Annotated in this window: 31 protein-coding genes; 10 read left to right on the top strand and 21 right to left on the bottom strand. The window is 70.5% G+C overall.

The annotated features are described in order from the left end of the window. Positions 1–19: 19 nt before the first annotated feature. Positions 20–376, bottom strand: a complete 357-nt coding sequence (locus LCN96_RS37645) for a hypothetical protein (RefSeq protein WP_225267196.1) — start codon at positions 374–376, stop codon at positions 20–22. A gap of 185 nt (positions 377–561) precedes the next feature. Here LCN96_RS37645 and LCN96_RS37640 point away from each other — a divergent pair, with 185 nt between their 5' ends. The 10 genes from LCN96_RS37640 (at position 562) to LCN96_RS56875 (ending at position 6,511) form a co-directional block, all read left to right on the top strand. Next, entirely contained in the window at positions 562–786 is a 225-nt protein-coding gene (locus LCN96_RS37640; protein ID WP_225267195.1) for a hypothetical protein, read from the top strand. Position 787: 1 nt separating this feature from the next. Next, positions 788–1,240 (top strand): hypothetical protein, encoded by a 453-nt coding sequence (locus LCN96_RS37635; RefSeq protein ID WP_225267194.1) that lies wholly within the window; start codon positions 788–790, stop codon positions 1,238–1,240. A 16-nt stretch (positions 1,241–1,256) separates the two neighbouring features. Further along, the gene (locus LCN96_RS37630; RefSeq protein WP_225267193.1) at positions 1,257–1,658 is read left to right on the top strand and encodes a hypothetical protein; all 402 of its coding nucleotides are present in this window, start codon (positions 1,257–1,259) and stop codon (positions 1,656–1,658) included. 1 nt (position 1,659) lies between these two features. Beyond that, entirely contained in the window at positions 1,660–2,850 is a 1,191-nt protein-coding gene (locus tag LCN96_RS37625) for a hypothetical protein (RefSeq protein ID WP_225267192.1), read from the top strand. A gap of 97 nt (positions 2,851–2,947) precedes the next feature. After that, positions 2,948–4,912: a P-loop NTPase family protein gene (locus tag LCN96_RS37620; RefSeq protein ID WP_225267191.1), complete on the top strand. Its 1,965-nt coding sequence runs from the start codon at positions 2,948–2,950 to the stop codon at positions 4,910–4,912. 15 nt (positions 4,913–4,927) lie between these two features. Continuing rightward, on the top strand, positions 4,928–5,206 hold the full coding sequence (locus tag LCN96_RS37615) for a hypothetical protein (RefSeq protein WP_225267190.1): 279 nt from the start codon (positions 4,928–4,930) through the stop codon (positions 5,204–5,206). Between the two features lie 34 nt (positions 5,207–5,240). Next, the gene (locus tag LCN96_RS37610; protein WP_225267189.1) at positions 5,241–5,441 is read left to right on the top strand and encodes a hypothetical protein; all 201 of its coding nucleotides are present in this window, start codon (positions 5,241–5,243) and stop codon (positions 5,439–5,441) included. 149 nt (positions 5,442–5,590) lie between these two features. Next, positions 5,591–6,025 carry a MerR family transcriptional regulator gene (locus tag LCN96_RS37605; RefSeq protein WP_225267188.1) on the top strand — a complete coding sequence of 145 codons (435 nt, stop codon included), beginning with the start codon at positions 5,591–5,593 and terminating at the stop codon, positions 6,023–6,025. Between the two features lie 133 nt (positions 6,026–6,158). After that, positions 6,159–6,353, top strand: coding sequence for a transposase (locus LCN96_RS37600; RefSeq protein ID WP_225267187.1), 195 nt, complete (start codon positions 6,159–6,161; stop codon positions 6,351–6,353). A 23-nt stretch (positions 6,354–6,376) separates the two neighbouring features. Next, on the top strand, positions 6,377–6,511 hold the full coding sequence (locus LCN96_RS56875; protein ID WP_263657370.1) for a hypothetical protein: 135 nt from the start codon (positions 6,377–6,379) through the stop codon (positions 6,509–6,511). A 137-nt stretch (positions 6,512–6,648) separates the two neighbouring features. Here the strand turns inward: LCN96_RS56875 and LCN96_RS37595 are convergent, their stop codons facing one another. From LCN96_RS37595 to LCN96_RS37500, 20 genes are all read right to left on the bottom strand, one after another. Further along, entirely contained in the window at positions 6,649–7,053 is a 405-nt protein-coding gene (locus LCN96_RS37595) for a hypothetical protein (protein ID WP_225267186.1), read from the bottom strand. Positions 7,054–7,062: 9 nt separating this feature from the next. Then, complete coding sequence (locus LCN96_RS37590; protein ID WP_225267185.1) at positions 7,063–7,617, bottom strand: hypothetical protein; 555 nt, start codon at positions 7,615–7,617, stop codon at positions 7,063–7,065. 111 nt (positions 7,618–7,728) lie between these two features. Continuing rightward, positions 7,729–8,424, bottom strand: a complete 696-nt coding sequence (locus tag LCN96_RS37585; protein WP_225267184.1) for a peptidoglycan recognition protein family protein — start codon at positions 8,422–8,424, stop codon at positions 7,729–7,731. A 1-nt stretch (position 8,425) separates the two neighbouring features. Continuing rightward, positions 8,426–9,073: a collagen-like protein gene (locus LCN96_RS37580; RefSeq protein ID WP_225267183.1), complete on the bottom strand. Its 648-nt coding sequence runs from the start codon at positions 9,071–9,073 to the stop codon at positions 8,426–8,428. Beyond that, positions 9,049–9,390: a hypothetical protein gene (locus LCN96_RS37575; RefSeq protein ID WP_225267182.1), complete on the bottom strand. Its 342-nt coding sequence runs from the start codon at positions 9,388–9,390 to the stop codon at positions 9,049–9,051. The genes LCN96_RS37580 and LCN96_RS37575 overlap by 25 nt, the downstream gene beginning before the upstream one ends. A 287-nt stretch (positions 9,391–9,677) precedes the next feature. After that, entirely contained in the window at positions 9,678–10,223 is a 546-nt protein-coding gene (locus tag LCN96_RS37570; protein ID WP_225267181.1) for a hypothetical protein, read from the bottom strand. Further along, positions 10,224–10,523 carry a hypothetical protein gene (locus LCN96_RS37565; protein ID WP_225267180.1) on the bottom strand — a complete coding sequence of 100 codons (300 nt, stop codon included), beginning with the start codon at positions 10,521–10,523 and terminating at the stop codon, positions 10,224–10,226. A 149-nt stretch (positions 10,524–10,672) separates the two neighbouring features. Continuing rightward, complete coding sequence (locus tag LCN96_RS37560) at positions 10,673–13,075, bottom strand: hypothetical protein (RefSeq protein WP_225267179.1); 2,403 nt, start codon at positions 13,073–13,075, stop codon at positions 10,673–10,675. Further along, positions 13,072–16,044 (bottom strand): phage tail protein, encoded by a 2,973-nt coding sequence (locus LCN96_RS37555; RefSeq protein WP_225267178.1) that lies wholly within the window; start codon positions 16,042–16,044, stop codon positions 13,072–13,074. Before LCN96_RS37555 ends, LCN96_RS37560 begins: the two co-directional genes overlap by 4 nt. Before the next feature lie 141 nt (positions 16,045–16,185). Further along, positions 16,186–16,500 carry a hypothetical protein gene (locus LCN96_RS37550; protein ID WP_225267177.1) on the bottom strand — a complete coding sequence of 105 codons (315 nt, stop codon included), beginning with the start codon at positions 16,498–16,500 and terminating at the stop codon, positions 16,186–16,188. 2 nt (positions 16,501–16,502) lie between these two features. Continuing rightward, positions 16,503–17,066 (bottom strand): hypothetical protein, encoded by a 564-nt coding sequence (locus LCN96_RS37545; RefSeq protein ID WP_225267176.1) that lies wholly within the window; start codon positions 17,064–17,066, stop codon positions 16,503–16,505. A 3-nt stretch (positions 17,067–17,069) separates the two neighbouring features. After that, positions 17,070–18,095, bottom strand: a complete 1,026-nt coding sequence (locus LCN96_RS37540; RefSeq protein ID WP_225267175.1) for a phage tail tube protein — start codon at positions 18,093–18,095, stop codon at positions 17,070–17,072. Between the two features lie 2 nt (positions 18,096–18,097). Beyond that, positions 18,098–18,313, bottom strand: a complete 216-nt coding sequence (locus LCN96_RS37535) for a hypothetical protein (protein WP_225267174.1) — start codon at positions 18,311–18,313, stop codon at positions 18,098–18,100. 12 nt (positions 18,314–18,325) lie between these two features. Then, positions 18,326–18,787, bottom strand: a complete 462-nt coding sequence (locus LCN96_RS37530) for a hypothetical protein (RefSeq protein WP_225267173.1) — start codon at positions 18,785–18,787, stop codon at positions 18,326–18,328. After that, positions 18,787–19,593: a hypothetical protein gene (locus tag LCN96_RS37525; RefSeq protein ID WP_225267172.1), complete on the bottom strand. Its 807-nt coding sequence runs from the start codon at positions 19,591–19,593 to the stop codon at positions 18,787–18,789. The genes LCN96_RS37530 and LCN96_RS37525 overlap by 1 nt, the downstream gene beginning before the upstream one ends. Next, positions 19,590–21,350, bottom strand: a complete 1,761-nt coding sequence (locus LCN96_RS37520) for a hypothetical protein (protein WP_225267171.1) — start codon at positions 21,348–21,350, stop codon at positions 19,590–19,592. The genes LCN96_RS37525 and LCN96_RS37520 overlap by 4 nt, the downstream gene beginning before the upstream one ends. After that, the gene (locus tag LCN96_RS37515) at positions 21,350–21,622 is read right to left on the bottom strand and encodes a hypothetical protein (RefSeq protein ID WP_225267170.1); all 273 of its coding nucleotides are present in this window, start codon (positions 21,620–21,622) and stop codon (positions 21,350–21,352) included. Before LCN96_RS37515 ends, LCN96_RS37520 begins: the two co-directional genes overlap by 1 nt. 11 nt (positions 21,623–21,633) lie before the next feature. Continuing rightward, positions 21,634–22,158, bottom strand: a complete 525-nt coding sequence (locus tag LCN96_RS37510; RefSeq protein ID WP_225267169.1) for a hypothetical protein — start codon at positions 22,156–22,158, stop codon at positions 21,634–21,636. A 3-nt stretch (positions 22,159–22,161) separates the two neighbouring features. Then, complete coding sequence (locus LCN96_RS37505) at positions 22,162–22,557, bottom strand: phage tail fiber protein (protein ID WP_225267168.1); 396 nt, start codon at positions 22,555–22,557, stop codon at positions 22,162–22,164. A 57-nt stretch (positions 22,558–22,614) separates the two neighbouring features. Next, entirely contained in the window at positions 22,615–22,839 is a 225-nt protein-coding gene (locus LCN96_RS37500) for a hypothetical protein (protein ID WP_225267167.1), read from the bottom strand.

Genomic DNA, 22,839 nt, shown 5'->3' with positions numbered 1-22,839 from the left:
ATCGACGTCTCAGCGGCCGTCAGCCCGGCTCGTGGTAGCCCCGCGCGCGCAGCTCCGTCTCGATGTCGCTGACCGCCCGCAGCGTCTGCCCGGCCAGCCACTCGCAACGCTGATCCAGCAACTTGGCCAGGTTGTCGTCGCCGACCTCCTTCGCCAACCGGCCGGCGTTCTTGACGGTCTTGCGCAGATATTCGAACGAGGCCAGCCATCGTTCGTGGCCGCTGAGCGCGCCCTCGACCACGTCGACCCGATGGCCGTCATGCAGAAGGTGTTCACCGGCTACGTCCAGGAACCCCAGATCGCTGATTCGTCTCGGGCGTTCCATCGCGCCGTTCTGCCGGAAAAGACGCGTCCACCACTTTGCGAAGCCGGCCAACCGGGGTCCTCTCCTCGCAGCGCCGGGAAGGTCACGCACCTCATTCAAGCCGCGTCGCGGCGCCTCGTCGAGGCCGTGCGCGTCGCCGCGGACCCCCAGATCCGGGGGCCTAGACGCCCACTAGCGCTAGCTAGCACTAGCAGGTACGCGCGCGTACGCGTGCGCGAGACCTGCGGGCGGCCGCGATGAGGCAGCGCGAGACGAAAGCCGCCCGCCGTGCCGCCTGGCACGAGAACCAGGTGCGGTCCGCCCAGAGCGGCGCCCAGGCGCTGGATGCCGCATGGAACGCGCTGTTGGCCGCGCTGGCGCGGCTCGACGACCACAGCCCCGCCAAAGCCGAGACGGCGCGGCGGAGCCTGGCCGAGCAGTTCATGGCGTTCGCCCGGGACGCCGACCCGAGCAGGAGGTGACATGGAGCCGAAACTCACCAACCCGTTCACGGCGGCGGAAGAACCGCTGGCGCCCGTGGTCCCGCTGCGCGGCGACCCGCAGCAGCCCCAGCCAGACCCGGCGCCAGCACCGGCCGCGCGTAAGCCGCCGAACGCGCTGCGGCGCGCGGCGCGCGGCTGGCTGGCCGGTGCCGGCCGCTCCGTCAATGTCGTGTTCACCGACGCCGACAGCGTCCTGCACGACCGGCTGCCCAGCCTCGCCCAGCTGTGGCAGGAAACCCGCGACGCCCGGTGGGCGCCCGTGGACGCGCCGGTGCTGATCCTGCTCGGCCGCGCCTACCGGATCGTCGTCGTGCTGCCCCTCGCGGTGATCCTGTATCCGGCCATCTACCTGCACCAGCGGCCGCTGCGCCTGTTCGTCTCCGCCGCTGTCGCCGCCATCGCCTACGTGTGCATCGCCGTCTTCGGCACCTGACTGGAAGGAGATCTCCATGCTGCTCGGAACGGGCATCTTCATCGCCTGTATCGCGCTCGGCCTGCAGTTCGTCCGCAAACTCCTGCGGATCGTGTGCCTGCTCGCCCTGCTGGCCGGGTTCGGCATCGCCGCCGGCGTCAAGGGCTGGCTGGCCGGGCTGACCGGGGCGGACGTGTGGGGCATCGGCATCGCCGGCGGCGCCGCCGTGATCGCCGCCATCGTGTTCGTCTGCCAGGTGCACCCGAAGCTGGGCACCCCGAAGCGGTGGCTGACCCCGATCCTGGGGCTGCTGCTGCCGTCGCTGCTGTGGATCGGCATCGGCGGCGCGGCCGGGCAGGCGTTCCGGCAGGGCGCCGACAAGGGCGGCGCCGCCGTCGACAGCGCCATCACCACCGTGTTCGGCAAGCAGGGCGGCTGACATGGAGGTCTTTCTGCTGCTGTCGCTGCTCGTCGCGGGCGGAGCCACCGCCGCCATCTACAAAAGCCCGGCTGCCCGCGCCGTCGCCGACGGGGCGTGGCAGGCGGGCCGGGACCAGGCCCGCCGGGAGGCGCTGCACGGCTGGGAGGTGTCGCGGCGCCGCTACCAGGAGATGCAGGCGTATCTGCGCCGCCCGGTGGTGCGCGTGGACGGCACGACCCGCGACCCGGGCATGCTCAACCTGCGCTGGTGGCTGTCCGGCGCCGCGGCGGTCACCGCCGGGGCGGCCACGGGGGCGGTCGGCGGCGCGTACGCGGCCGGGTGTGCGGCGTTCGCGGGCGGCCGCACGGTGCGGGCCGCCGTGCAGGGCGGCATCCAGGCGGCCCGCGCAGCCCGGGAGTCCGTCGACGCGCAGCCGGGCGGCGGCGAGAAGCCCCGCGCAGGCATCGCCGCGGCAGGCCAGGGCGAGGTCGTCGTGCACGACGACTCTCCGTATCTGCCGCCGGGCGCGGGCGACTGTGCGACGTGCCCGTCGCGCACAGCCGTGCGGCGGGAGGAGTTCGGACAGTCCCTGTGCGCCGAATGCTACGGCCGTCGCCGGCACCAGGACCGGCCGTGCGACGCGCCCACCGACGACTGCCACCAGTGCGGCACCTCCCGCAAGTTCTGCACCGTGGAGCGGGTGTGGATCGACGGCGTCTACGTGGTGCTGTGCCCGTTCTGCCTGGCCGCCCGCAAACTGCTGCGGCCCCGCCACCACTCCACGATCGACACCAGCTACGAGGACCCCACGTGGGCGAGCCCGTGGCGGCTGGTGCGAGCCGAGACTCCCGGCGCCACGACCGCGCCGGGCCAACCCACCCAGGAGGACACCATGGAAGGCCAGCTCATCCAGGGCGCCGGCGACAAGCTCAGCCACACCCAGCTCAAGAGCGCCCTGGCCAGGGTCGGCAAGCTGCTCGGCAGCGGCGCCGGCGAGCTCGACACGGTCATCGCCGGACTGCAGGCCGACCAGCTCGACGCCGCCACCATCCAGGGGCTGCGCGAGCTGCAGGAGATGTTCACGTCCATGTCCGCCAAGTGCAGCGCCCTGCACTCGCACGTGCAGTCCACGCACGGCGCCGTCGCCGAGGCGATCAACGCGGTCGGCCCGCAGAACGTGGCCAGGACCGAGCACTACGCCGAGCAGTAGCCGCCAGCGGTTCGCGTCCCCACCAGCCCGCGTTCTGGTGGGGGCCCCATCCGCCGGAACCACCCCTTGAGTCTTCTCCTCGACGGAAGGTGTCCCGATGGCCAGTTCGCGAACCCGCCGCGACCAGGATCCGATGGAGGCGCTGTCGCCGCTCCTGGCTCGGCAGATGACGCCGCGGCGCCGCCTTGGCGGCCGGTCGCGCGCCAAGGACTGGAGACAGGCGGCCCGCACCCGTCAGCGGGAGCTGCGCAAGGCCCGCAAGGAGTGGCGGCGCGACCGGCGGCGCACCATCTACCAGGGCCGCAGCATGGTCCGCCCGATCGTGTGGCTGGCCGGCATGCAGGCGGGGGCGTGGGTGTGCTCGTGGCTGCCGTACGGGTGGGCGGTGTCGCTGCTGGGCGCCACGATCGGCGCCGTGGCGGTCATCGGCCTGCGCAGGGCGTCGTATCCGATGGCCGGGCTCGGCTGGCTGTGGATGGTGGCGGCGAACGTGTTCGGCCCGTTCGGGTGGCACGCGCTCACGCTGTGGCTGGCCGGGGTCGGCTTCGCGATCCCGTACTGGCACCGCAACCACACGTCCCTGCGACCCGGCCACGAGCAGCCGCCCGAGGCCGGGCGGGAGGTGTCGCTGCGCCCGGAGCAGACGGTGTGGCTGCGGCGGGTCGCCGTGAAGGGCAAGCCGCTCGACGGCACCACGCTGGGCGCCCCCGCGACCGTGCCGGGCGGGTGGACCGCGCGCATCCACGGCGTGCCGGGAACGCACGACCTGGACACGTTTACCGGCCAGCTCGTGAAGATCGCATCCGCGTTCGGGGTGAGCCGCGACCAGGTGTCGATCGAGGCCACCCCGGAACGCAACGAGAACGAGGCGCAGATCACCGTGCTGCGCACCGTGGAGAACCTCGACCAGGTGCGTTTCATGGAAGACCACGACACCGGCATCGACGAGCGCGGCATCTCGCTGGTCGGGTTCTTCGGCGACATGAACCCCACCCGCGTCCAGAACTGGACGCAAGAAGGCGGCGTCCGGTTCGCGCTCATCGCCGGCGGGTCGGGGTCGGGCAAGTCCCGGTTCGTCGAGGGGCTGATCGCCCGCGTGCACGTCGATCGGCGCGGCGTCAACTTCCTCATCGACGCGCAGGGCGGCCAGTCGCAGCCGGACTGGAACGGCCGCGTGTACCGGACCGCGCGCGGCGTCGAGGAGGGTTTCTACGAGCTGCGCCGCCTGGACTGGCAGATGAAGCGCCGCGCCGAGCTGTTCGCCGGCATCGAGTGGGTGGACGAGCAGGGGCGGCCGCGACGCGGCTGGACCCACCTCGTCCCGCACGAGGCGTTCCCGATGATGCAGGTCATCGTGGAGGAGGCGCCGCTGCTGTTCGAGAGCGAGGAGGTGGGCGACGACGCCGCCGAGCTGATCGCCGCGGGCGCGAAGACGTGGCGCAAGGCGGGTGGCCGGCTGGTGCTGGTCACCCAGTTGCCGTCGGTGGAGGAGCTGAAGAAGCAGTCGATTCGCTCCATGCTGCGCTCCAACGGCGACGTCATCTCGTTCCGGACCGGCGACAGCGTGTCGCAGAACATGCTCGGCATGCAGAACGACCCGAGCAAACTGCCGGAGCATTTCAGCCCGTCCGGCAACCACACCAAGGGGCTTGGCTACATCGTCGGCATCGACCGCCGCCAGGCGATGTGGCGCTCGATGATCCCCCGGGATCCGTATGGGATCGCCCTGCAGGAGGCGGCCGGCGTGCTGGACGAGTTCACTGTGCGGGCGGGGCTGGAGTTCGACGCCAACCCCGACAACCCCGGGCAGCCGCCGAAGCGCACCAGCGATGTGGACGCCGCCCGGCACGCCGACGGTGTGCACCGGCTGCTGGTGGAGGCGGGCCGCGTGCTCGACTACGCCGAACTGCTGAAGGCCACCACCACGCTGCAGGCGGGCGGGCTGACGATGCCCCAGTTGGACGCCACACTGCGGCACCTCGCCGCGCACGTCCGCGTGCTGCCCACCGACGACGGACGTTTCCTGCCGCTCGTTGACGGCCGCGTCCCGGCCACCACGTGAAAGGACGGTTCCCTGATGGTTCCTGCCCGCCGCCTGGCGGCCTACGAGATCGCGATGCGGATCACTCCGGCGCCCGCGGATGTGACCGAGGTGTTGCAGCGCTGCGAAACGATCCGCCGGTTCATCGCCGCCGACGACATGTCGGACCTGCGCATCCAGGTGCTGGAGGCGTTGACGACGGCGCTCGGCGTCGGCCCTGGCCGTCCTCCCGCCCCGGGCCAGCAGGTGCGGCTGCCGCACGCGGATCAGCTCGTCGAGCGTGCCCGCCGGGTGCTCAACTACGTCAACCCATAGATCGGATCAGGTGGTTTCGGTGAGAGGTTGTGCTGTGTTTGCCGCCGTGGTCTTCTCGGCGGGGAACACCCTGGCGATCGGGCCGCTCGCGGCGGTGCTGCTGATCGGCGTGGGGATCGTGGCTGCTGGCGTCGCCGTCGCTGTCATCGCGTACGTGGTCCGGCTGGCAGGCGCCCGCCCTGGCCGCCTGCTGCCGAGGGACGGCGAGTCCAGTGCACGGACGTGGGTGTGGTGAGGGGACGTGACATGTGCCGGTCCCTAGAGCAGGGCGGGCGCCGCTGCCCCGGAGGCCACTCCAGCAGCCGGGAGGCGCAGGCCGAACGCCAGAGGCGATGCCGCGCACGCAGAGCCGCAGCGCTGGACAGCCCGGCGAGGAGCAGTGCTGTGAGCGACATCCCCACGCAGACCGCCGCGTCGGCCGCCCGCGACCTGGGCGTCTCCGTCGGCACCCTGTACAAGTGGCTGGCGAACGGAAAGATCCGCGAGCACGGGGTTGCCGGGCGCAAGGACGAGCGCGGCCGCTGGGTCATCATTCTGATCGAGGACGCCCCCGGTGCTGCCGCCGGCGTGGAGGCGCAGATCCGCGCCGCCTACACGCGGCTCGCACCCAGGCCCGGCGCGTGGGTGAGTCTCACCGAGCTACGGTCGCAGGTGGACGGCCCCCGACACCTGGTGGACGACGTGCTGCGAGAGCTGGAGCGGCGGCCGGGCGTGAATCTGGTGCCGGAGTCGAACCAGAAGACGCTCACGGCCGAGGACCGCGGCGCCGCGGTGGTGATCGGCGGGCAGGACAAGCACCTGCTGTGGATGGGCGACTGAGCTCCGGGCGTGGTTGTGCGGCGCAGCCGGCCACGCCCGGTTCACATAGATCGACGCCCGGCCGCTTCCCCACGGCCGGGCGTCTCCATGTCCACATTATGTGTTTTCGTCCTGTTTCTCTTACAGTGCGTGCGTGGCAACGTGGCGCGGACCTGACGGCATCGAGATCGACGTCATCGTGCTCAACCGGTCGCCCCTCTACCGCGTCACCCAGAAGCTCAACGGGCGCCGCTACCACCTCGCCTACGCGCACGACATCGCAGGGATCGAACGGTGGGTCGACTTGGCCGACCTCGTCGAAGTCCTGCCATTCCGCGCCCGCCGGTAGGCCGTCTCCGGCAGCATGAGCGGATGGATCAGCGCGAGGGTGACGAGATCGTGGCGACGGCGCGGCTGAGGGCCGCCCTGGTAGACCACATCGAAGAGGCCGAGCGGCCCCCGAGGGACCTGAGCGAGGCCGTACGGCTCATGTACGAGGACCGGTAGCCGGACATGACGAAAAGCCCGCCCCGCCTCCGAAGAGGCAGAGCGGGCTTCCGTATCCCTCGCTACGGGCTGTCGGGACCGACAGCGTAACCGCGAGAGGGGATCCCGCGCCAGGTGGGCAATCTGGCGCGGGATGACTACAGGGACGTGACCGTCGGGGTTCGGTGCACTCCCGGCTCAGGCTTCGGCTTCGAGGTCTGGCGTATGAACAGCGCGCACCCCATCGTCACCAGCAGGATGAGCGCCGACGTCTGCTTGTCGGTCAAGTGCCAGCCGAACACCATCGCCAGGTTGATCAGAGCCTGAGCGGCTCCCAGAATCGCGCCCTTGATGGAGCCGCCGTTGTCGATCGCGCGCGTCGACACCGCGACCCAGACGCCGAACCCGGCCGCGATCGCCGCGTTGATGATGGCGACCGTCTCATCCGGCCACGGCAGGAAGAACGCGGCCACGACCTGGACGGCGCTGGAGACGAAACCGAGCAGCAGCGCAGGCTCGCCGGTCAGTTCGTTGTTCGGGGTGGTGGTGTGGTGGGTGGTCATTCCGGCCCCCTAGTTGGCTACGTAGCCGCGGGAGAAGTTGTACGACTTCGACTCGGACACGCCGCCGAGCGTCACCCACACGGTGTCCCACGGCGCCCAGCGGTTCGCGCCCGCGCCGTTGTTCAGGGTGTGGCCGTTCAGCCCGCACCGGGTCGGCATGTCCCGGAACACCTTGTGCAGGGTGCCGTCCACCGCGGCCGTGCCAGCGCCCATGTAGATGCGCAGCGTGTCGCCGGAGGGCAGCATGTCGGCCGGCTGCCCGGCGGCGACCGGCAGAGCGCCCGCGGCCAGCATGGTTGTGTTGCATCGGGACGTACGGTTGTTGCCGCGCGCCCACGAGTCCTGCACGAGCAGCCCGGCTACCGGCACCGCGGCGGTGCCGTCGTTGACCACGTCGACGTACTCGGCGTTCCTGTTGGAGGCGACGTCCGCGCCGTACGCGTTGTAGCCGATCGTGCCGATGCGCAGGCCGGGGATGTCCGCCGCGGCGGCCGACGTGCTCGGGCCGGCCGTCGCCGCGGCGATGAGCGCGACCGCTACGGCCGCGAGGATGCGCTTGAGCATGAGGTTGCTCCTACTCGGGGGTGCCCGGCCGCTCCGGCCGGGAGTCTTCAGGTGCCGTCGGCGGATCCTCGACGGTGAGGAGCCGCCACCAGCGGGCGGTCAGGCCGTCGCTCACCGGTCGGTGAGCGCCTGCACGGCGTCCGTCAACGCGTCGACCTTCGCCTCCAGGTCGCGCACCTTCTTGTTGACCTCGACCAGCAGCGAGTCGGCCTGCCACTCGGGGTTGTCCTTCGTCCCCCACGGGACCTTGATCTCGTGGTTCCACACGTCCTTCGGGCTGGCCATGTCGTCGTCCTCCTCGGCGCCGGTGGCGCTGGTCGGTGGCTTGCTGAACGTGCCGTCCTTGACGAGCCGGTACAGGTCGTCGCCCGGGCACGACGTGCTGTAGAAGTCGCGGTGGCCCTTCACCAGGCCGCCGACACCCTTCGACATCAGCCAGGCACGCAGCTCGCGCACCGCCTCGATCTGCGCCGGGGTGGGCTTCTCGCCGGGACCGGACATGAGGGTGCACGAGTAGTAGGTGGTGTTGCCTGTCGGCTGCGCCGCCTGCGACTTGTTCAGGCCGCGGCCCTCGAACACGAACCCGTGCGGGCACGCACCGAAGCTGTAGCCGATGTCCACCCACTGCCGGGACGTCCCCGTGTGGAAGCGCCGGGTGTTCTTCCAGTAGGCGACGCAGGCGGAGTGCGGCTTGTCGGCGAGGCCCTGGTCGGAGCCGTCGTAGTGGATGACCAGGCCGCGGGTCGGCTTCGCGTAGGAGGCGCCGGAGGGGCCCCACCCGAAGTCGGCGCGGTTCACGAACTGCATGTCAGCCTCCCGGCGTGCAGGTGTACGTCGTCGAGCCCGACTCGGCGGGCGTGCAGGTGTAGGTGACGCCGGCGTACGTGAACGTCCAGCCCGAAGGCGGCGGCCCGGCCTCGCCGCGCGGGCCAGGTTCGCCCTGAGGGCCGCGCTCACCGGCAGGATCTGGCGGGCCTGTAACCGTTTCTCCCGGCTCGCCGCGGGCGCCCTGCTCTCCGGGATCGCCCTTCGGCCCTTGCATGCCGGGCGGGCCGCTGGGCCCGGGGGAACCGTCCCTGCCCGGCTGGCCGGCCGCACCGCGAGGTCCTGTCGGGCCAGCTGGGCCGGGCGGACCTTGCAGCCCGCGCGGGCCGGCGTCGCCGCGCTCACCAGGCGGGCCTGGGCTCGGTGACACCAGCGGCACCCCGCCCAGCTTCTTTACTTGCTCGGTGAGGACGGTGCGGTCCGATTCGGCCTGCCGGACCCGCTCGGCGAGCCCGTTGATCTGCACCATGAGCGCGCCGAGCACGGCCGTGAACACGACGGCGATCAGCAGCGGCAGCGGCCAGATGTGAGGCCGCCGCGGCTCCTCCTCGACGGGCTCCTCGACCAGGTCGTCGAAGTGCAGGCCGTCGTCGTTGTGGCGGCCCATCACGTTCTCCCGCTGTTCAGCCACACGCTGATGAGCAGGATGACCAGCGGCGCGATGATGCTGGTGAATACGGCGATCGCGGCCATGCGCCGGTCGGTGGCGCGCTGCGCCCGCTCGGCGTCGCGCTCCTTCTTGTCCGCCTCCCGCTCGGCTTTGATCGCTGCCAGCTCGCGTTCGTGGTCGTCGAACTCCTTCTGCACGTGCTGCTGGTAGGCGGCGAACAGCTCGCTGGAGACGACCCTGTCGAGGCGGGCGTTGAGGCTGGCGAACCCGGCTTCCATGCTGTGGCGTAGCGCCTCCATGGTGCGGTGCAGCTCCCACGGGGTGGGCGAGTCGGGCACACGTCCCCCTCCTGTGCTCGACGGCGGTTGGTGGTGCCGCCGCGCCCGCACCCTCAGCAGCGCGGCGGCACGTCAAGAGGCTGCGGGTGTCCGGATGTGGCCACCCGCGCAAGGTCAACCAGGCGCATGCTTGGAACGTCCCATCCCGGCCGCCCCAACGATCAGGAGCACGCATGGGCTACCCGCAGCAGCCGCAAGACCCGTACGGCCAGCACTACCAGTCGGGGCCGCAGTATCAGCAGCCGTACCAGCACGTTCAGCAGCCGCCGCCTGGGTACTGATTCCGGCTACGCCGACACCCACCGGACGCACATGTTCGTATCGGGACCACTGTTCCACGTGTCCAGCACGTTCATAGCCCCGCCGCTGTCCTGCTGGACGATGAGTTCAACATAGTCGGACACGACGAGCTGTACGAGGGTCGTCACCACTTGCACGGTGTACACCGAGGTGGCACCGGATTTCGTCGCGTTCGATGAGCCCGGCAGGTAACTGGAACCGTTCTTGCGGAACTGCGCAGCCCGAAGCTCGCCTCCGGTGACGAGGTTCGTCCAACGGACAGTGCCGACGATCTGGTACCAGCCTGTGGTCTGACACACGTAGCGGCTGGTCTGACTTGAGGTGCTGTGGCCGCCGTCTCGGTCGATCTGCTCCGTTTCCCAGGTCACGGCGGTGGCGGTGTTGTTGGGGATGCTCTGGGTTCCGCTCTTCACCAGCATGGCGAGCGGTGGGGCGAGCAGAAAGTTGAGCCCGTCCCGCAGGTCGGTGTTCAGCTTGCTCGCCGTCAACAACTCGCCGACGGTCCACGTGCGCGGCGACGGAAGCATGGCCACTCAGATCTCACCGCCCTGCACGCCCTGGCAGGTGTCGCACACTGCTCGCCCCTGCGCCCAGTGCGGGCGGCAGGCCGCGCACGGCCAGAACTGCAGCATCGTGGGCAGCGTCTCCAGGTTCCTGGCCAGCACTGTCATCGAGTCGGGCCAGACGAGGACCGCGGTGTGGCCGTAGCCGCCACCGGCGCACTCTGTGCACCAGAACCGGTCCGTTCCCTGCGGGAGGTTGAACGCGGCCCCGCACCCCCACGGACAGTCGGCGATCCATCGGCCGTCGTCCACGCGCGCGTGAGCGATCACGTCCGGATTGTGGCCGGTCGGCCTCGGGACCGGCCGGCCGCGCCGCTGTGCCTCGATGTGCTCCCAGTACGCTTCCCAGGTCCGGATGGGTGCCCGGGAGGGGATCGCCTGCTCGACAAAGCGCAGGAGGGAACGAACCGCCACGGCGATCACCATCCCAGGTAGTTGTTGTCCAAGGTGCCGAACTCGGGGTCGTCCAAGATGAAGACGGGGGCGTCCCGGAACGGGGACGTGTCCAGGACGAAGCGCCAGGTCGAGTCGGTGATGACATCGGCGACGCCCTCACACCACAACTCCAGCGTGCTGGAGGGAGCCTCGGAGGGAAGGCTGGTGATCTCCATGCGGTCGCCAATGTCGGAGCCGAGCATCATGCCCCACACGGTGCCGAGCGAGTGGGCGTCCACGCTGATCTGCCCGGCGCGCGGCTGCGGGTTGCCATAGGTGTAGAGCGTGTAGGAGGCCCGGTCGAGCGCCTCCACGTCGCTGTACAGCAGCGTGTCGATCGAGATGGCGTACGTGCCCTCATGCGCGTCGATACTGGCCTGGTCGACCACCCGGGTGACGGTGCGGCCCGACCGTGACACCGAGACGTCGTTCGCCAGCAACTGGTCGTCCATGGTGAACTGCAGGTCGACGCCGAGCTGGTCAGCCGACAGCGTGATGGACACGGCGGGCGGGAACTGGCGGCGGTCGCGGCCGTGCAGCACGGCGTAGCCGTCGCCGGAGATGAAGAACAGGCCCGCCTCGCTGAAGGCGATCTGCTTGAAGGCGGCCAGCAGCGCCTGCTCTCCGGCCGGATGGCGGTCCATCAGCGACGACCCGGCATCGAACGCCGTGTCAGTGATGCCGGCCCAGCCCGCGATGCGGGCCGCCCGCGCGCCGGACAGTTCGCCGGCGAACCCGTCCCGGGCGTCCGACAGGGCCTGCGCCTGCGCCTGGGTCAGCACGCTGTTCCACGCGCACACGTTGCTGACCAGGCCGCTCATCATCTCGGGAGGGTCGAGTGCGCTGCCGGGCAGGCCGCCGACCCGGATGCGCGTGAGCGCAGGCCAGGTGGTGCCGGTCATGGCGGGCGAGGTGTTGATGCCCATCACGCCGTCGATGTAGCAGCGGATCTGCACGGTGCCCGCGACGAGCTGGGCGGTCGCCACGACCAGGTGGAGTTCGTTGTTGTCGAGGTTGAATGACGTGGTTGACCCGGCGGTGCTCCCGCCGGGCAGGCGAACGCCCACGCTCAGGGAGTTGGTCGAGGGCGCATAGTTGATCCGGAAGTGGGTCGTGTCCGTGCCGTTATCCACGAAGATCAGGCGGTTCTGGCCGGTCTGCGGGGTTGGCCCGAAGTTCACCCACACGGCCACCGAGATCCCTGCCACTCCGCCCAACGGGGTGGTGAGCGACGACACCAGCAGTTGGCCGTTGTTGATGTCTACGGGGGTCAAGAGCACGCCGGTGGACTCATCGGGTCCACCCGCCTCGCCGAAGGCGTATGTGCCGCCGATGCCTGACTGCTGGGCCAGCATGTCGGGCTGCGGCGTCGAGGCCAGGTTCCCGCCCTGCGTGGACCCTTGCGGCTCGCTGAGCGGGTAGTAGACGAGCGGATTGGACCCGAGGATCTCCTGCGACAAGGCCGCCCGGATCTTGTCGCGGCCGAGCAGTTTCTGCCTGTCTGTGGCGGTGATGGAGGCAAGGCCCAGTACGCCGTTGCTCCACTGGTGCGGCCACCGGTCCACAAATCCGGTGAACCGGTGGTATTCGACGCCCGGTGCCGCCCAGGCCGTCACTGAGGCTGCCCGCTCGAACTGCCACGCGCCAGCGTAGATGATGACCGCCGACGCCGTGGTGGTCGTGTTGGCGATCGCCACCCGCGCCCACACCGCGCCCGCCGGCGCGGTGGCCACGCAGGTCACCGCCTGGAAACTCGTGGTCAGCCCGACCGCCGTCCCGGCCGTCTGCGTCAGGAACACCCCGCCGGCGTTGTACCAGCGGATCCGCGCGCTGACGCTGACCGTAACGGAGGCGTCCCGCCGCACCATCGCGGAGAACGCGTACGTCGCACCCTCGACCACCGGCATCGCCCGGTCGGTGGCCGTGGCGATGTCTGTGGAGCCGGCGCGCATGTTCTGGCCGGTGCTCGCCAGCGTGCCGGGGCTCCACCGGATCGAGGTCGTCTGCCCGGCCGGGACGATGCTCGCCTCGTTCGCGAGCGAGCCCTGCGACGCGGAGAACAGCGTCACGTCGGACGCGCGGCCCTGCTTCTCCAGCAGCAGGTTCACGCTGTTCGGCCAGCGCGCCCTGATCCGGATCGGCCTGTTCAAGGTCACGTTCGGGTAGTACGGCGAACTCGTCCTGCCCGCCGTGAAGCGGCCGTCGCTGTTGTCCAGCGTCAGGCTGAGCGTGCCGGGCTGCACCTCGTCCAGCTCGTGGGAGCGGCGCCGGGCGATGGTGACGCCCTGGTCCCACTCCACGTACCCGGTCACGTCCCGCCACAGGTTGAACCCGCCGGCGTCCTTGGTGAACGCGATCTCGCACCAGACGGTGGGCATGACGGTCACGTGCTCACCCCCAGGTTGCCGAGGTTGAACCCGCGGCCCTTGGCCTCGTTGAGAGCTGCGATCATCATGCGATAGATCTCGTCACGAGCGATGAGTGGCTGACCACTGAAATACAGGTTGATCGTCAACGCGCCACCCTGCGGAGTGAGCGGCAGCGACGCCCCCGGGCCGACCTGAACGGACGGAGTGAGCGACATCGACGCGGCGCCCATCAGGCCGGACGCGGCCTTGGCCACCATGTTCTCGCCCTTGGCGAGGCCCTCAGCCAGGCCCTGCGCCATCGACTGGCCGGCGAACAACGTCCAGCCGCGGCCGCTGAACGGACCTTCCTTGGCTGGGCTGAACGGGAACAGGTTGCGGATCTGGCCGAGGATGTCGGCCGCGGCATTGTAGGCGTTCTGCAGCATGCTGTACAGGCCGTTGATCAGGCCCTGGATGATGGACTGGCCGCTGGAGAACAGCATGCCGCCGACGTCGCCGAGCGCACCGACGATCCGCCCCGGGATTTGCCCGACCTCGCTGACGAGCTCGCCGAATTTCTGCAGCGCGGCGTCCTTGGCGCGGCCCACCCACTCCAGGAAGAGGCCAGGCAGGCGGCCGATCCAGTCGCCGATCCCGTTGATCAAATCGGGGATGATGCTGTGCCCGACCAGGCGGTTGTACAGCTCCAGGAACTTCTCGATGACGCCGCTGACGGTCTTCGTGACGACCACCAGGAACCTGGTGATCGGCGGAATCAGATCTTCGGCGATCACCGCCGCCAATTGCAGGAACGTCGGAATGTACGGTGCCAGTTCCGCCAGCAGTTGCGTGATGACGGGGATGAGGGGATACATGACCTGGTTGAGGTGGACCATCGCCTCGATCAGGTCGGGCAGCAGCGGCACGATCTTCATGACCGAGTCGAGGAACTGCGGCAGCAGCGCCACCGCGAGCTCCGCCAGGCTCGGCAGCAGCCCGATCAGTGCGGGCAGGAACTCGGTGAAGGCGTGCACGAGCTGGGGGATGTACGGCGCCAGCTGGGTGACCGCGTCGAGCAGCGCCGTACCGATGATCAACGCTGTTTCGGACAGCGCCGGCAGTAGCTCGATCACCCGGTCGATCAGCACCGCGAGCGTAGACACGAACGACTGCCCGATCACCGCCGCGATGTCCGCGATGATCGGAATCAGTGGCATCAGCGCCGGCACCAGCCCGGTGATCAGCCGGGTGACAAGTTCGGCGATCTGCGGCAGCAGCGGCGCCAGCGCGGGCACCAGCTCGGTGATGATCGTGGCGGCGAGGGAGACGAGCGCCGGGATGACCGGCATCAGGTTCTGCAGCGCCTGACCGAAGTTCGTCACCAGGATGCGCAGCGACGGCAGGATCGCCTCGATGCCGGACGCCAGACTGGTGACGATCAGCGCGGCCAGCTCGCCGATGACGGGCAGCAGCGGGGCAAGCGCGGCCAGGACCCCGCCGAGCGCGGCACCGAGTGGCGCCAGCGCGGGGGCGAGCTTGGCGAAGCCGTCCGCGGCGTACTGGATGAACACCTGGATGCCAGGCATCAGCTTGGCGACGCCCTCGCCCACAGCGGCGAACAAGGGTTCGAGCTTGGCGAACGTGGCCCGCACCCCGGCCGCGAACTGGCCCAGCACCGGCGCGATCGCCTGGATGCCGGACCCGATGCCGCGGACCAGGGCGATGATGCCGGGACCTATCTCCGCCAGCGCGGGCCCGAGCGCGTCGATCGCCTGCGCCAGGATCGGGCCGACCGTCTGCGCCAGCCGGGCCACCGTGGGGGCGATGCCGGCGAGCGCGCCGGCCAGCGCGGTGATGACCGGCAGCAGCGCCTTGCCGACGTCGTTCAGCGCGGTGAACACGGTGACAAGCACCTGCTGGCCCTGCGCCGAGTTGACCCACGTCGCGAACATGTCGACCAGCTGGCCGATCACGCCGAGCGCGCCTGTGCCGGCCTTCTGCGCCGCCCCCAGCACCCCGGTGAGGATCTTGCCGACGTCCAGCGCGATCGACCCGAGCGCCTTGAGGAGGACGAGCGCGTTGTCCATCCACTGCCACGCCTGGCCGGACTGCGCGACCTTGCTCATCCACTCGCCGAACTTGGTGAGCACGCTGGTGAGCCCGCCGGACATGTCCGCGAGCCAGAACGAGCCGATGGTGCCGAGATCCATGAAGCCGCGCAGCAGCGGCTGCAGGGCGTCGCGCAGCGCGTCCACCATCCGCGTGGTGTTGCCGAGGACGGCGTCGAGCTGCAGGATGGTGCGCTCTGACGTGGCGAAGTCGAGGACGTTGCGCACCAGGACGCCCATCCGCGCGGCCAACTCCGCGACGGCCGGCTGTAGGCGCAGGACGCCTTGCAACCATTCGTCCAGGTGGCCGGTGAGCTGCGCCAGGAACATGCCCTGCACCTGCTGCTGAAAGCCGCGCAGGGACTGGGCCACCTCCCAGAACTGGCGGGCGAACGCCTGCCCGGCAGTACCCAGGTCGAGCAGCGCGCCCTGGAACGCCTCATAGTCACCGGACAGGGCCTTGGACATGACGTCGTTCAGGCCTGCTGTGGCGATCTTCCACACGCCGAACGCGGACGCGGCCATCAGTGCCGCACCGGGCAGCGCCGCCAGCAGCCCCGACAGTGGCGCCAGCTCGGCGGCCAGCGACACCAGGAACCCGGCCGAGGAGGCGGCGGCCGCGCCGACGGTGGCCAGCGCGCTCGCCGCAACGCCCGCCTTGCCGACGAGCATTGCGGCGGACCCCGCGACGCTGGCCATCTCGCCGCCGAGACGGGCGAACGTGCCGCCGAGCCCGCTTGCCGCGCCGTCCAGGTTGCGCAGGTTGGATGTCAGCCCGCCCGTGGACGAGCCTGCCCCCTCGACGCGGCGGCCGAGCCGTTCGGCGTTGTCGCCGACCTTGTCGAATACCTTGCTTGCGTGGTCGCGGGCGAAAATGTCGAACGACATGGAGGAGGCCACGAGCACCTCCCCGAGGTCAGGCTTTCGCCTGCTTGTTCAGGTCGTCGATCGCCTTACACAGCAGTTCGAACTCGGCTTCGGCCAGCCGGTCGATCTCCCACGGCTTGAACCCGAAGTGGTAGGCGAAGTGCGCCAGATATCTCAGACGTTTGCTGGCGAGGTCTTCGCCTCGCCGTTTGAAGGAGGGGGCGGCTCCTCCTCCATGTCGATCGTGATGGTGGAGATGTCGATCGGGTGGACGCCGTCGGTGATGTCGGCGAACGACACGTCCTTGCCCATACGCCGAAGCCCCAGCCACACCAGGGCGGCCACCGCGACCAGGTCGCCGGTGGCGCACGCCTCGCCGAGCTCTTTCATCCGCCAGCCGGTCGCTTTCTGCAGGGCGATGCCCTCGTGCAGTGGCATGTGGTCGAGGTCGAACTCGGTCGACTCACCCGCAATATTGATCTTCGGCATGCTTATCCTTCGATCTTGTCGGCGATGTCGTCCATCGCCTTGAGGATGCGGGCACGCACCGCGGGCGCGTGCCGTTTGATCGTGACCCTGAACCAGGGCCGTCCCTGCTGGTGCACCCACGGGTCGCGGCCGAACGTGGGGTGCCGCCAGCCCTTCACCGCGTCGAGATGCTTCGGCAGGGTGCGCTGGTCGGGCGGCATTTTGGAGGCGTCCACCTCGATGCGCACGAGCGGGGTTTTGCTTCCGGTCTTGACGACTAGGCGCAGCGACCGGGCCACGCTGTCCCGCAACCCCGCACCCTTTCGCGCCCGTGCCCGGCGCCGGTCCTCGTCACCGCGGGAGCGCTCGAACTGGTGCTCCTCACGCGCCTTCCGGCCGCCTCCACGCGACCCGGTGACGGGGATGGTCCTCACAGCGCGCCGAGTGTCGGCCAGCGCTGGCTTCGCGCCGGCACGGATGGCCTTCAGCAGTTCCTTGCGGAGCTTCTTGCCGTCGTCTCCGGCGGCCTTGAGGCGTTTCGCCAGTTTGGCAAGCTGGTCGGCGCCGGTGATGCGAACCTCAACCATCGATCACAGAGTCGTATCCGTGGACACGATCTTGATCTGGATGGGGGCGTTCGTCTCGTCGTCATAGCCCTCCCATTCGGTCGTCATCTGGACGATGTCCGGCCCCTCGACACTGGGCGCAGCAGCCTTGATCTTGACGGCGGGCAGGATGAACGAGATCAGGTAGAAGTTGCCGGACGCGATCAGGCTTCCGGTCATGGTGAATTCGAGCGCGGTCGTGGTGTTGTTCTTGAGCAGGTCGTACAGCTCGGTGCGGTTGAACTCGGCACTGAGCGACCCCGTCAGGGTGGGGAAGTCGTTTTCGAGCTGCTCCTTCTTCACGCCGGACTGGCCGATGCCGTACCGCTCCGTGGCCAGCGGGTTCTCACCCTTGATACTGATCTCCGTGACGACGGTGGACACGGCGGTGCCGCCCGCGACGGTCATCTCGCCAGACGCGGTGCTGGGCGTGCCACCGAGCTTGAGCACGCCCTGCTGGAAGTTGAACACCTGCGTACCGGCCGGGAACGTCGCGGTGGCCAGCGCGGTCGCGGTGGACTCGTCCCAGCCGTCGATCTCCAGCGTGAGGGTGAGCGTCCCGTCGTTGGCGAGCTTGAACTCCCACGACTTGATCTTGCAGCCGGTATAGGTGTGCGCCCTCACCGTCCCGGACGGTTCCGGCCTGCCCACCTGGATGGTCAGACCCTTGCCGACCAGGCCGCCCGGGGTGTGGATCTGCGCGTACGCGGTCGTCGCCGCGATCTGCACCGGCACAGCGGACGACCCGAGCGCGTGCGCCACCAGCAGCCCGGCCCCTTTGGTCGGCCACTCCATCTCGAAGCCGCCCTCGACCGTCTTACGGGACTGCACCAGGCGGGAAGCCCTCTTGAACTTCCGGCCCACCCTCAGCCCAGCCGGTTCGACGAACGACGGCACCCACGCGAGGCTCTCGGAGTTGAACTCGACGAACTTCGTCACCGTGACGGGCGTGCCCACGGTGCTTTCGGCAGCGAACCCCAGCTGGGCGTCAAGCCCCGTTCCCGTGGCCACGACTACTCACTCGCCTTCCTGCTCTTGGGCTCCTCGAGGAGCTCCCACGTGCTCTTGGGCCACGCGCGCGCCTCGTCGCCGGAGCCGACGATGTAGGCATCGTCGCTCTGCCCGGTCACGTCCTCATCGACCGGGACGACCTCGCCCGCGGCCACGACCGGCCCGTCGACGCGGCCCACGTGGCGGTCCTCACCGCTGATGTTCCTGAACCTGGCCACCGGCCACCTTCCTCAAATGCGGGTTTGTACGGCGATCTGGAACGGGATCCGCACCTGCATGCCGGACCCCTCCTGCACCTGGATGAGCGCGCCGGACGTGACCGCGCTGATCGTGGGCGGCGGCTGACCAAGCGCCGGATCGCCGCGCAGCACGTCCTCCGCCGCGGCGAGCACCTCGAACGCCCGCACCCGGGCCGCCCGGACCGCGGTCGAGCCGCTCCACACGACGACCGTGCAGGTGATCGTGAAGGTTTCGTCCTTGGCCTTCTGGCCGATGCTGGCCCACGCCTGGGCGAAGTCGGCCGCCTGCCCGTCGCCGGTCGGGTCGCCGTCGAAGCCGACGCAGATCGCGGCTTTCAGCGGGCTGCCGGTGACGAGCGGCCCATCCAGCACCTTCACCCCGGCCAGCGCAGGTGCCGCGCGGAACCGGTCCACGAGTTCGTCGATGACGGCGGGGATGCGCGAGGTGGTCATCAGGCGATCCCGGGCGGCTGGTCGCCGAGCAACTCCTGGGCGCGGCGCGGGATGGAGAAGCCGAAGCGGGGATCCCACACCTCGTCGTTGGCGAAGCCGCGGCCGCCGCCCATGGTGCCGCGCTGGGTGTCCCACAGATGCTGCAGGATGATCCGTGCGGCCAGGTTGACGTGCGCCAGGATCTCGGTCCGGCCGGCCGTGTAGGTCCAGCGCAGCGGGCCGCGCATGTAGCAGCCGTCCGTGCGTTGCACGATCCCGGTCGGGCCGTCCACGTCGAGGTCGGCGACATCCTGGCCGTCGCCGCCGGTCAGGATCGCCTCGACGCTGACGACCTCGAGCACGGGCGGCGCGTTCAAGGCGACCGCGTAGCCGCCCTCGTGCTTCTCGACGACGGTGCGGCGCACCAGGGAGCCGACCACCCGCTCGCACGGTCTGGTGATCGACCGGATGTAGCCCTGAATCTCGTCGTCGTCCGTCGTGTCGTCGGCGTCGATGTTCAGCTGCTTTTTCGCCTCGCGCAGCGACAGGACCCCTGCTTCGCCCCACAGCGGAGCGACGTCGAACGCCTCTTCGTCTGCGCCGGTCGGCGTGGCCGTCACCCAGCGGGCGATGTACCGCCCCGCCTGGGCTGGCAGGTAGTCGTAGTGGTAGAGGCCGGTGCCGTCGTGGACGGGCGTGTGCGGGCCGCTGACGGTGCCGTCCGGCAGCAGGATCGACACCTCGATCGACACCGGGTCGGCCGGGGTGCCACTGGTGTTGGTAACGGTCGTGTCGAGCCGCACGCCGGCGCCGAACGCGTACGTCATGCCGATGTCACCCTCCCCTGCACTGCGGCGAGCGGGCGCGAGGACGCCCGCGCCGGGCCCTGGCGAGCGGCCAGCCCGCCCCGCACGATCCCGACCTTCTCTCCGGTGGACACCGCCATGCCGGACGCGGCGGACAGGCTGACGGCGGCCAGCGCACGCACCGTCGCGGACGCTTCGAGGTGCGCGTCGGCGTCGGCGTGCGTTGCGGCCTGCTGCCGGGCGAGCCCTGCGGCGGCCAGGTCGAAGTGGGCTCCTAGGCTGGCGGAGGCCCGTGCCGCGCCGGCTGACACGTTCAGGTGCGTCTGCGCCGACAGCGCCGCCGCGGCCAGCGTGACCGTGACGCCGTCCGCCGCCAGCGCGGCCCTGGCGGACAGGACGCCGCCGGCCAGCGCGCGCACCCGGGCGTCGGCGGCCAGGTGCGCCGCTGCCGACAGGCCGGCGGCGCCCGCCTGCGTCCCGCCCGCGGCACACGCCAGGTGGGTCTGCGCCGACAGGGCGGCGGCCGCGCGCACGGTCAGCCTGGCGGCCGCGGAGAGCGCGGATGCGGCCTGCGTCTGCGCTGCCGCGCGCACGGTCGCGCGCGCTGCGGCGGCGAGAGCCGAGGAGCCGCTGAGCGGAACCGGCGCGTACGCCACGGCCCGGCCGGTCACCTGAAGCGTGCCGGACGCCGACAGCGTCGCCGCGGCCGATGCGCGGGCTCGGGAGGTGGCGGCCAGCGTCGCCGTCGCGGTCATCGCCGACGCGCCCGAGGTGGCGGCCCGCGCCTGCCCGGCGAGCACGCCGGACGCGTCCAGCACGGCCGCGGCCCGCACGACCGGGGTGGCCGCCGCCGTCAGCGTCGCCGAACACGACAAGCCTGCAACTCCGGCCAGCCTGCGCACGGCCGCGGCGGCGAGCGAGCCGGACGCCGACAGGCCGCACGTGCCGGAGACGATCCGGCGGGCGGCGGCAGTCAGCGACGACGACCCTGTCAGGCCCGCTGCGGCAGGCGCGATCCGCCGCGCCGACACCGCCAGCGTGTCGGCCGCTGACACGGCGGCGGCTCCGGTGATGGTTGCCGCGCCGCCCACGTCCCGCGTCACCGCCGGGATCGCTGCGCCGTAGCCGAGGCCGGCCACCGATTGGGCGGCGGCCGACGTCCCGGTCAGCGCGCTCTGGTTAGCGCCGCCGCCGGTCAGGTCGAGGACGGCCTGCGTGGTCTGCGCCTGGTCGAACAGCCACAGCGCCTGCGGGGCGAGCGCGTGCCACAGCGCCAGCGAGTGCGGCAGCTGCTCGATCTCGTCGTCGGTCAGCGCCCGTGTCCACACCCCGGCGATGGCCATGTCGCCCGCGAACTGGTCGGAGAACAGCAGCCCGAACCGGACGGTGCCGGACGATCCGGCGGCGGCGACGCTGTCACGCATCGCGGTGCCGCCGTTGGCGTGCGACCAGGCGTTGGTGCCGTAGATGTACTTGTGGCCGCGTGGCTGGACCTGCCCGTCGCCCTTGGTGACGGCGATCAGGTGCCAGCCGTCGCCGGTCGCCCCGGTGCCGATGACGGAGAACTCTCCGGCGCCGCGGGTGGCGTAGTAGTAGTTGCCGCTGTCGAGGTTGATCTCGGCGATGCTGGCGGCGGAGCCGTCGCGGATGTCGATGACGCCGCCGACGGTCGCATCCAAGCGCAGGACGACGGCGATGGTGATGGGTCCGCCGTCGACTCCGGCCAGGCCGCCGATGGAGGTGACCAGGTTGGAGGAGCCGGTGAAGGCGCGCGCCATCAGCCGTCCTCGGCCGCGCGGAGCCTCCCGATGCGCCGCCACAGCACATACGCCAGCACGGCGATCTTCTGCGGGGTGGTGGCCGTGCTGCGGAACGGCTGCGGCAGCGCCTGGTTGAAGCTTGTCTGGTTGGCTTCGGTCCAGTCGTCGGCCGCCGCGACCGCCGCCTGCAGATCGTCCTTGGTGAACGCGCACGACTCCTGGGCGGAACTTACGTCGCGCATCCACTGGACGGCCACCCGAAGCCGGTCGAGGGTCGGCAGTACGGCCACTCCGCCTCCTACTAGGTGGTGGTGTAGGTCACGGCCACACCGACGACCTCCATGTCGCCGGTCGCCGTGTCGCTGGCGTTGGCGGCGTCGCGGGCCAGGTACAGCACGACAAAGTCGCCGGCGGCCAGCGAGTCGGCGTTGGTGAGCGTGAGACTGATCTCATCCAGGTGGCCCGCGGTGGCCGGCACGGCGGTGGCGGCCGAGGTATTCGCCGTCCCGAAGCCTTTGGCGTCCACGTCGGTGGCGTCGCCGTCGCTCACGGCCGCGACCCGCGCCTCGACGACCACGTTGCCGGAGGTGGCGCTGGCCATCTTGTACTGCACCTTCAGCACGGGCGCGGAGGCGTAGTCGGCCGGCATCCGGAAGCCCCACATCACCTGCTCGCGGGTGGCGGCGTCGAACGCGAACTGCAGGAAGTACGGCGTCGGCGTCGCGGCGGAACTTTTGACCCGCTGCGTGGCCGGGGCGGCGTTGCTGGCCGTGCCGTCCGGCAGCACCGCCGCGCCGATCGGCAGCGGTATCGACCCGGTCGCCACCGGCTACCCGATCGACAGGTCGAGGTCGCCGACTGGGATCTCGAACGTGTCGCCCAGGTTCGTGGTCTTGTTCGCCGCCAGCGGGCCGTGCCACAGCCGCACCGGCGAGCCCGCGGAGTCCCAGATCTCGACGCCGACGACCGTCACCGCGGGCATGTTGGTGAACGTCAGCGCGCCGGTGTTGCTGGTGGCGCCGCCGGACGCCGCCCCGACGGTGACGTTCTGGGAGGCGTAGGTGGAGCCGCCCGAGTTCGTCACCTCAGTGCCGCCAGCCGAGTCGCTGCCGTTGGCGGTCATCAGTCGGCACTTGAGCGGCGTGGTCGGCCGGGTCGGGCTGCCGACACCGTTGATCCAATCCAGGACGAGGTTTTCGGCTGTGTCGGTCAGGTTGTCGGCCACGACCTACCTCCCATCGAGTGGTGGACGGGAGCCCCGCCGGAGGGCTCCCGCCGTGCATCAGGTGGACTTGCTCGCACGGCCGCCACGCGAGCGGCGTGCCGTCGTCTCCGGCTTGGCGGCGGATGTCCGCTCCGGGGTTTCCGGCGTCTCGTCGCGGACGAGCTCGGCCATGCCCGCCTCACACCACGACGTGGCGGTCGGCCCGTCCAGCTCGACCTCCTGGCCTCGCGTGTAGGACACGTCGACGCCCGAGATGCCGGTGAGGATCCGCACCTTCGGCAT

The sequence above is a fragment of the Nonomuraea gerenzanensis genome, assembly GCF_020215645.1.
Classification (GTDB): Bacteria; Actinomycetota; Actinomycetes; order Streptosporangiales; family Streptosporangiaceae; genus Nonomuraea; species Nonomuraea gerenzanensis.
Note: the sequence above shows the minus strand (reverse complement) of the source record. Positions and strands in the feature narration are given on the sequence as shown.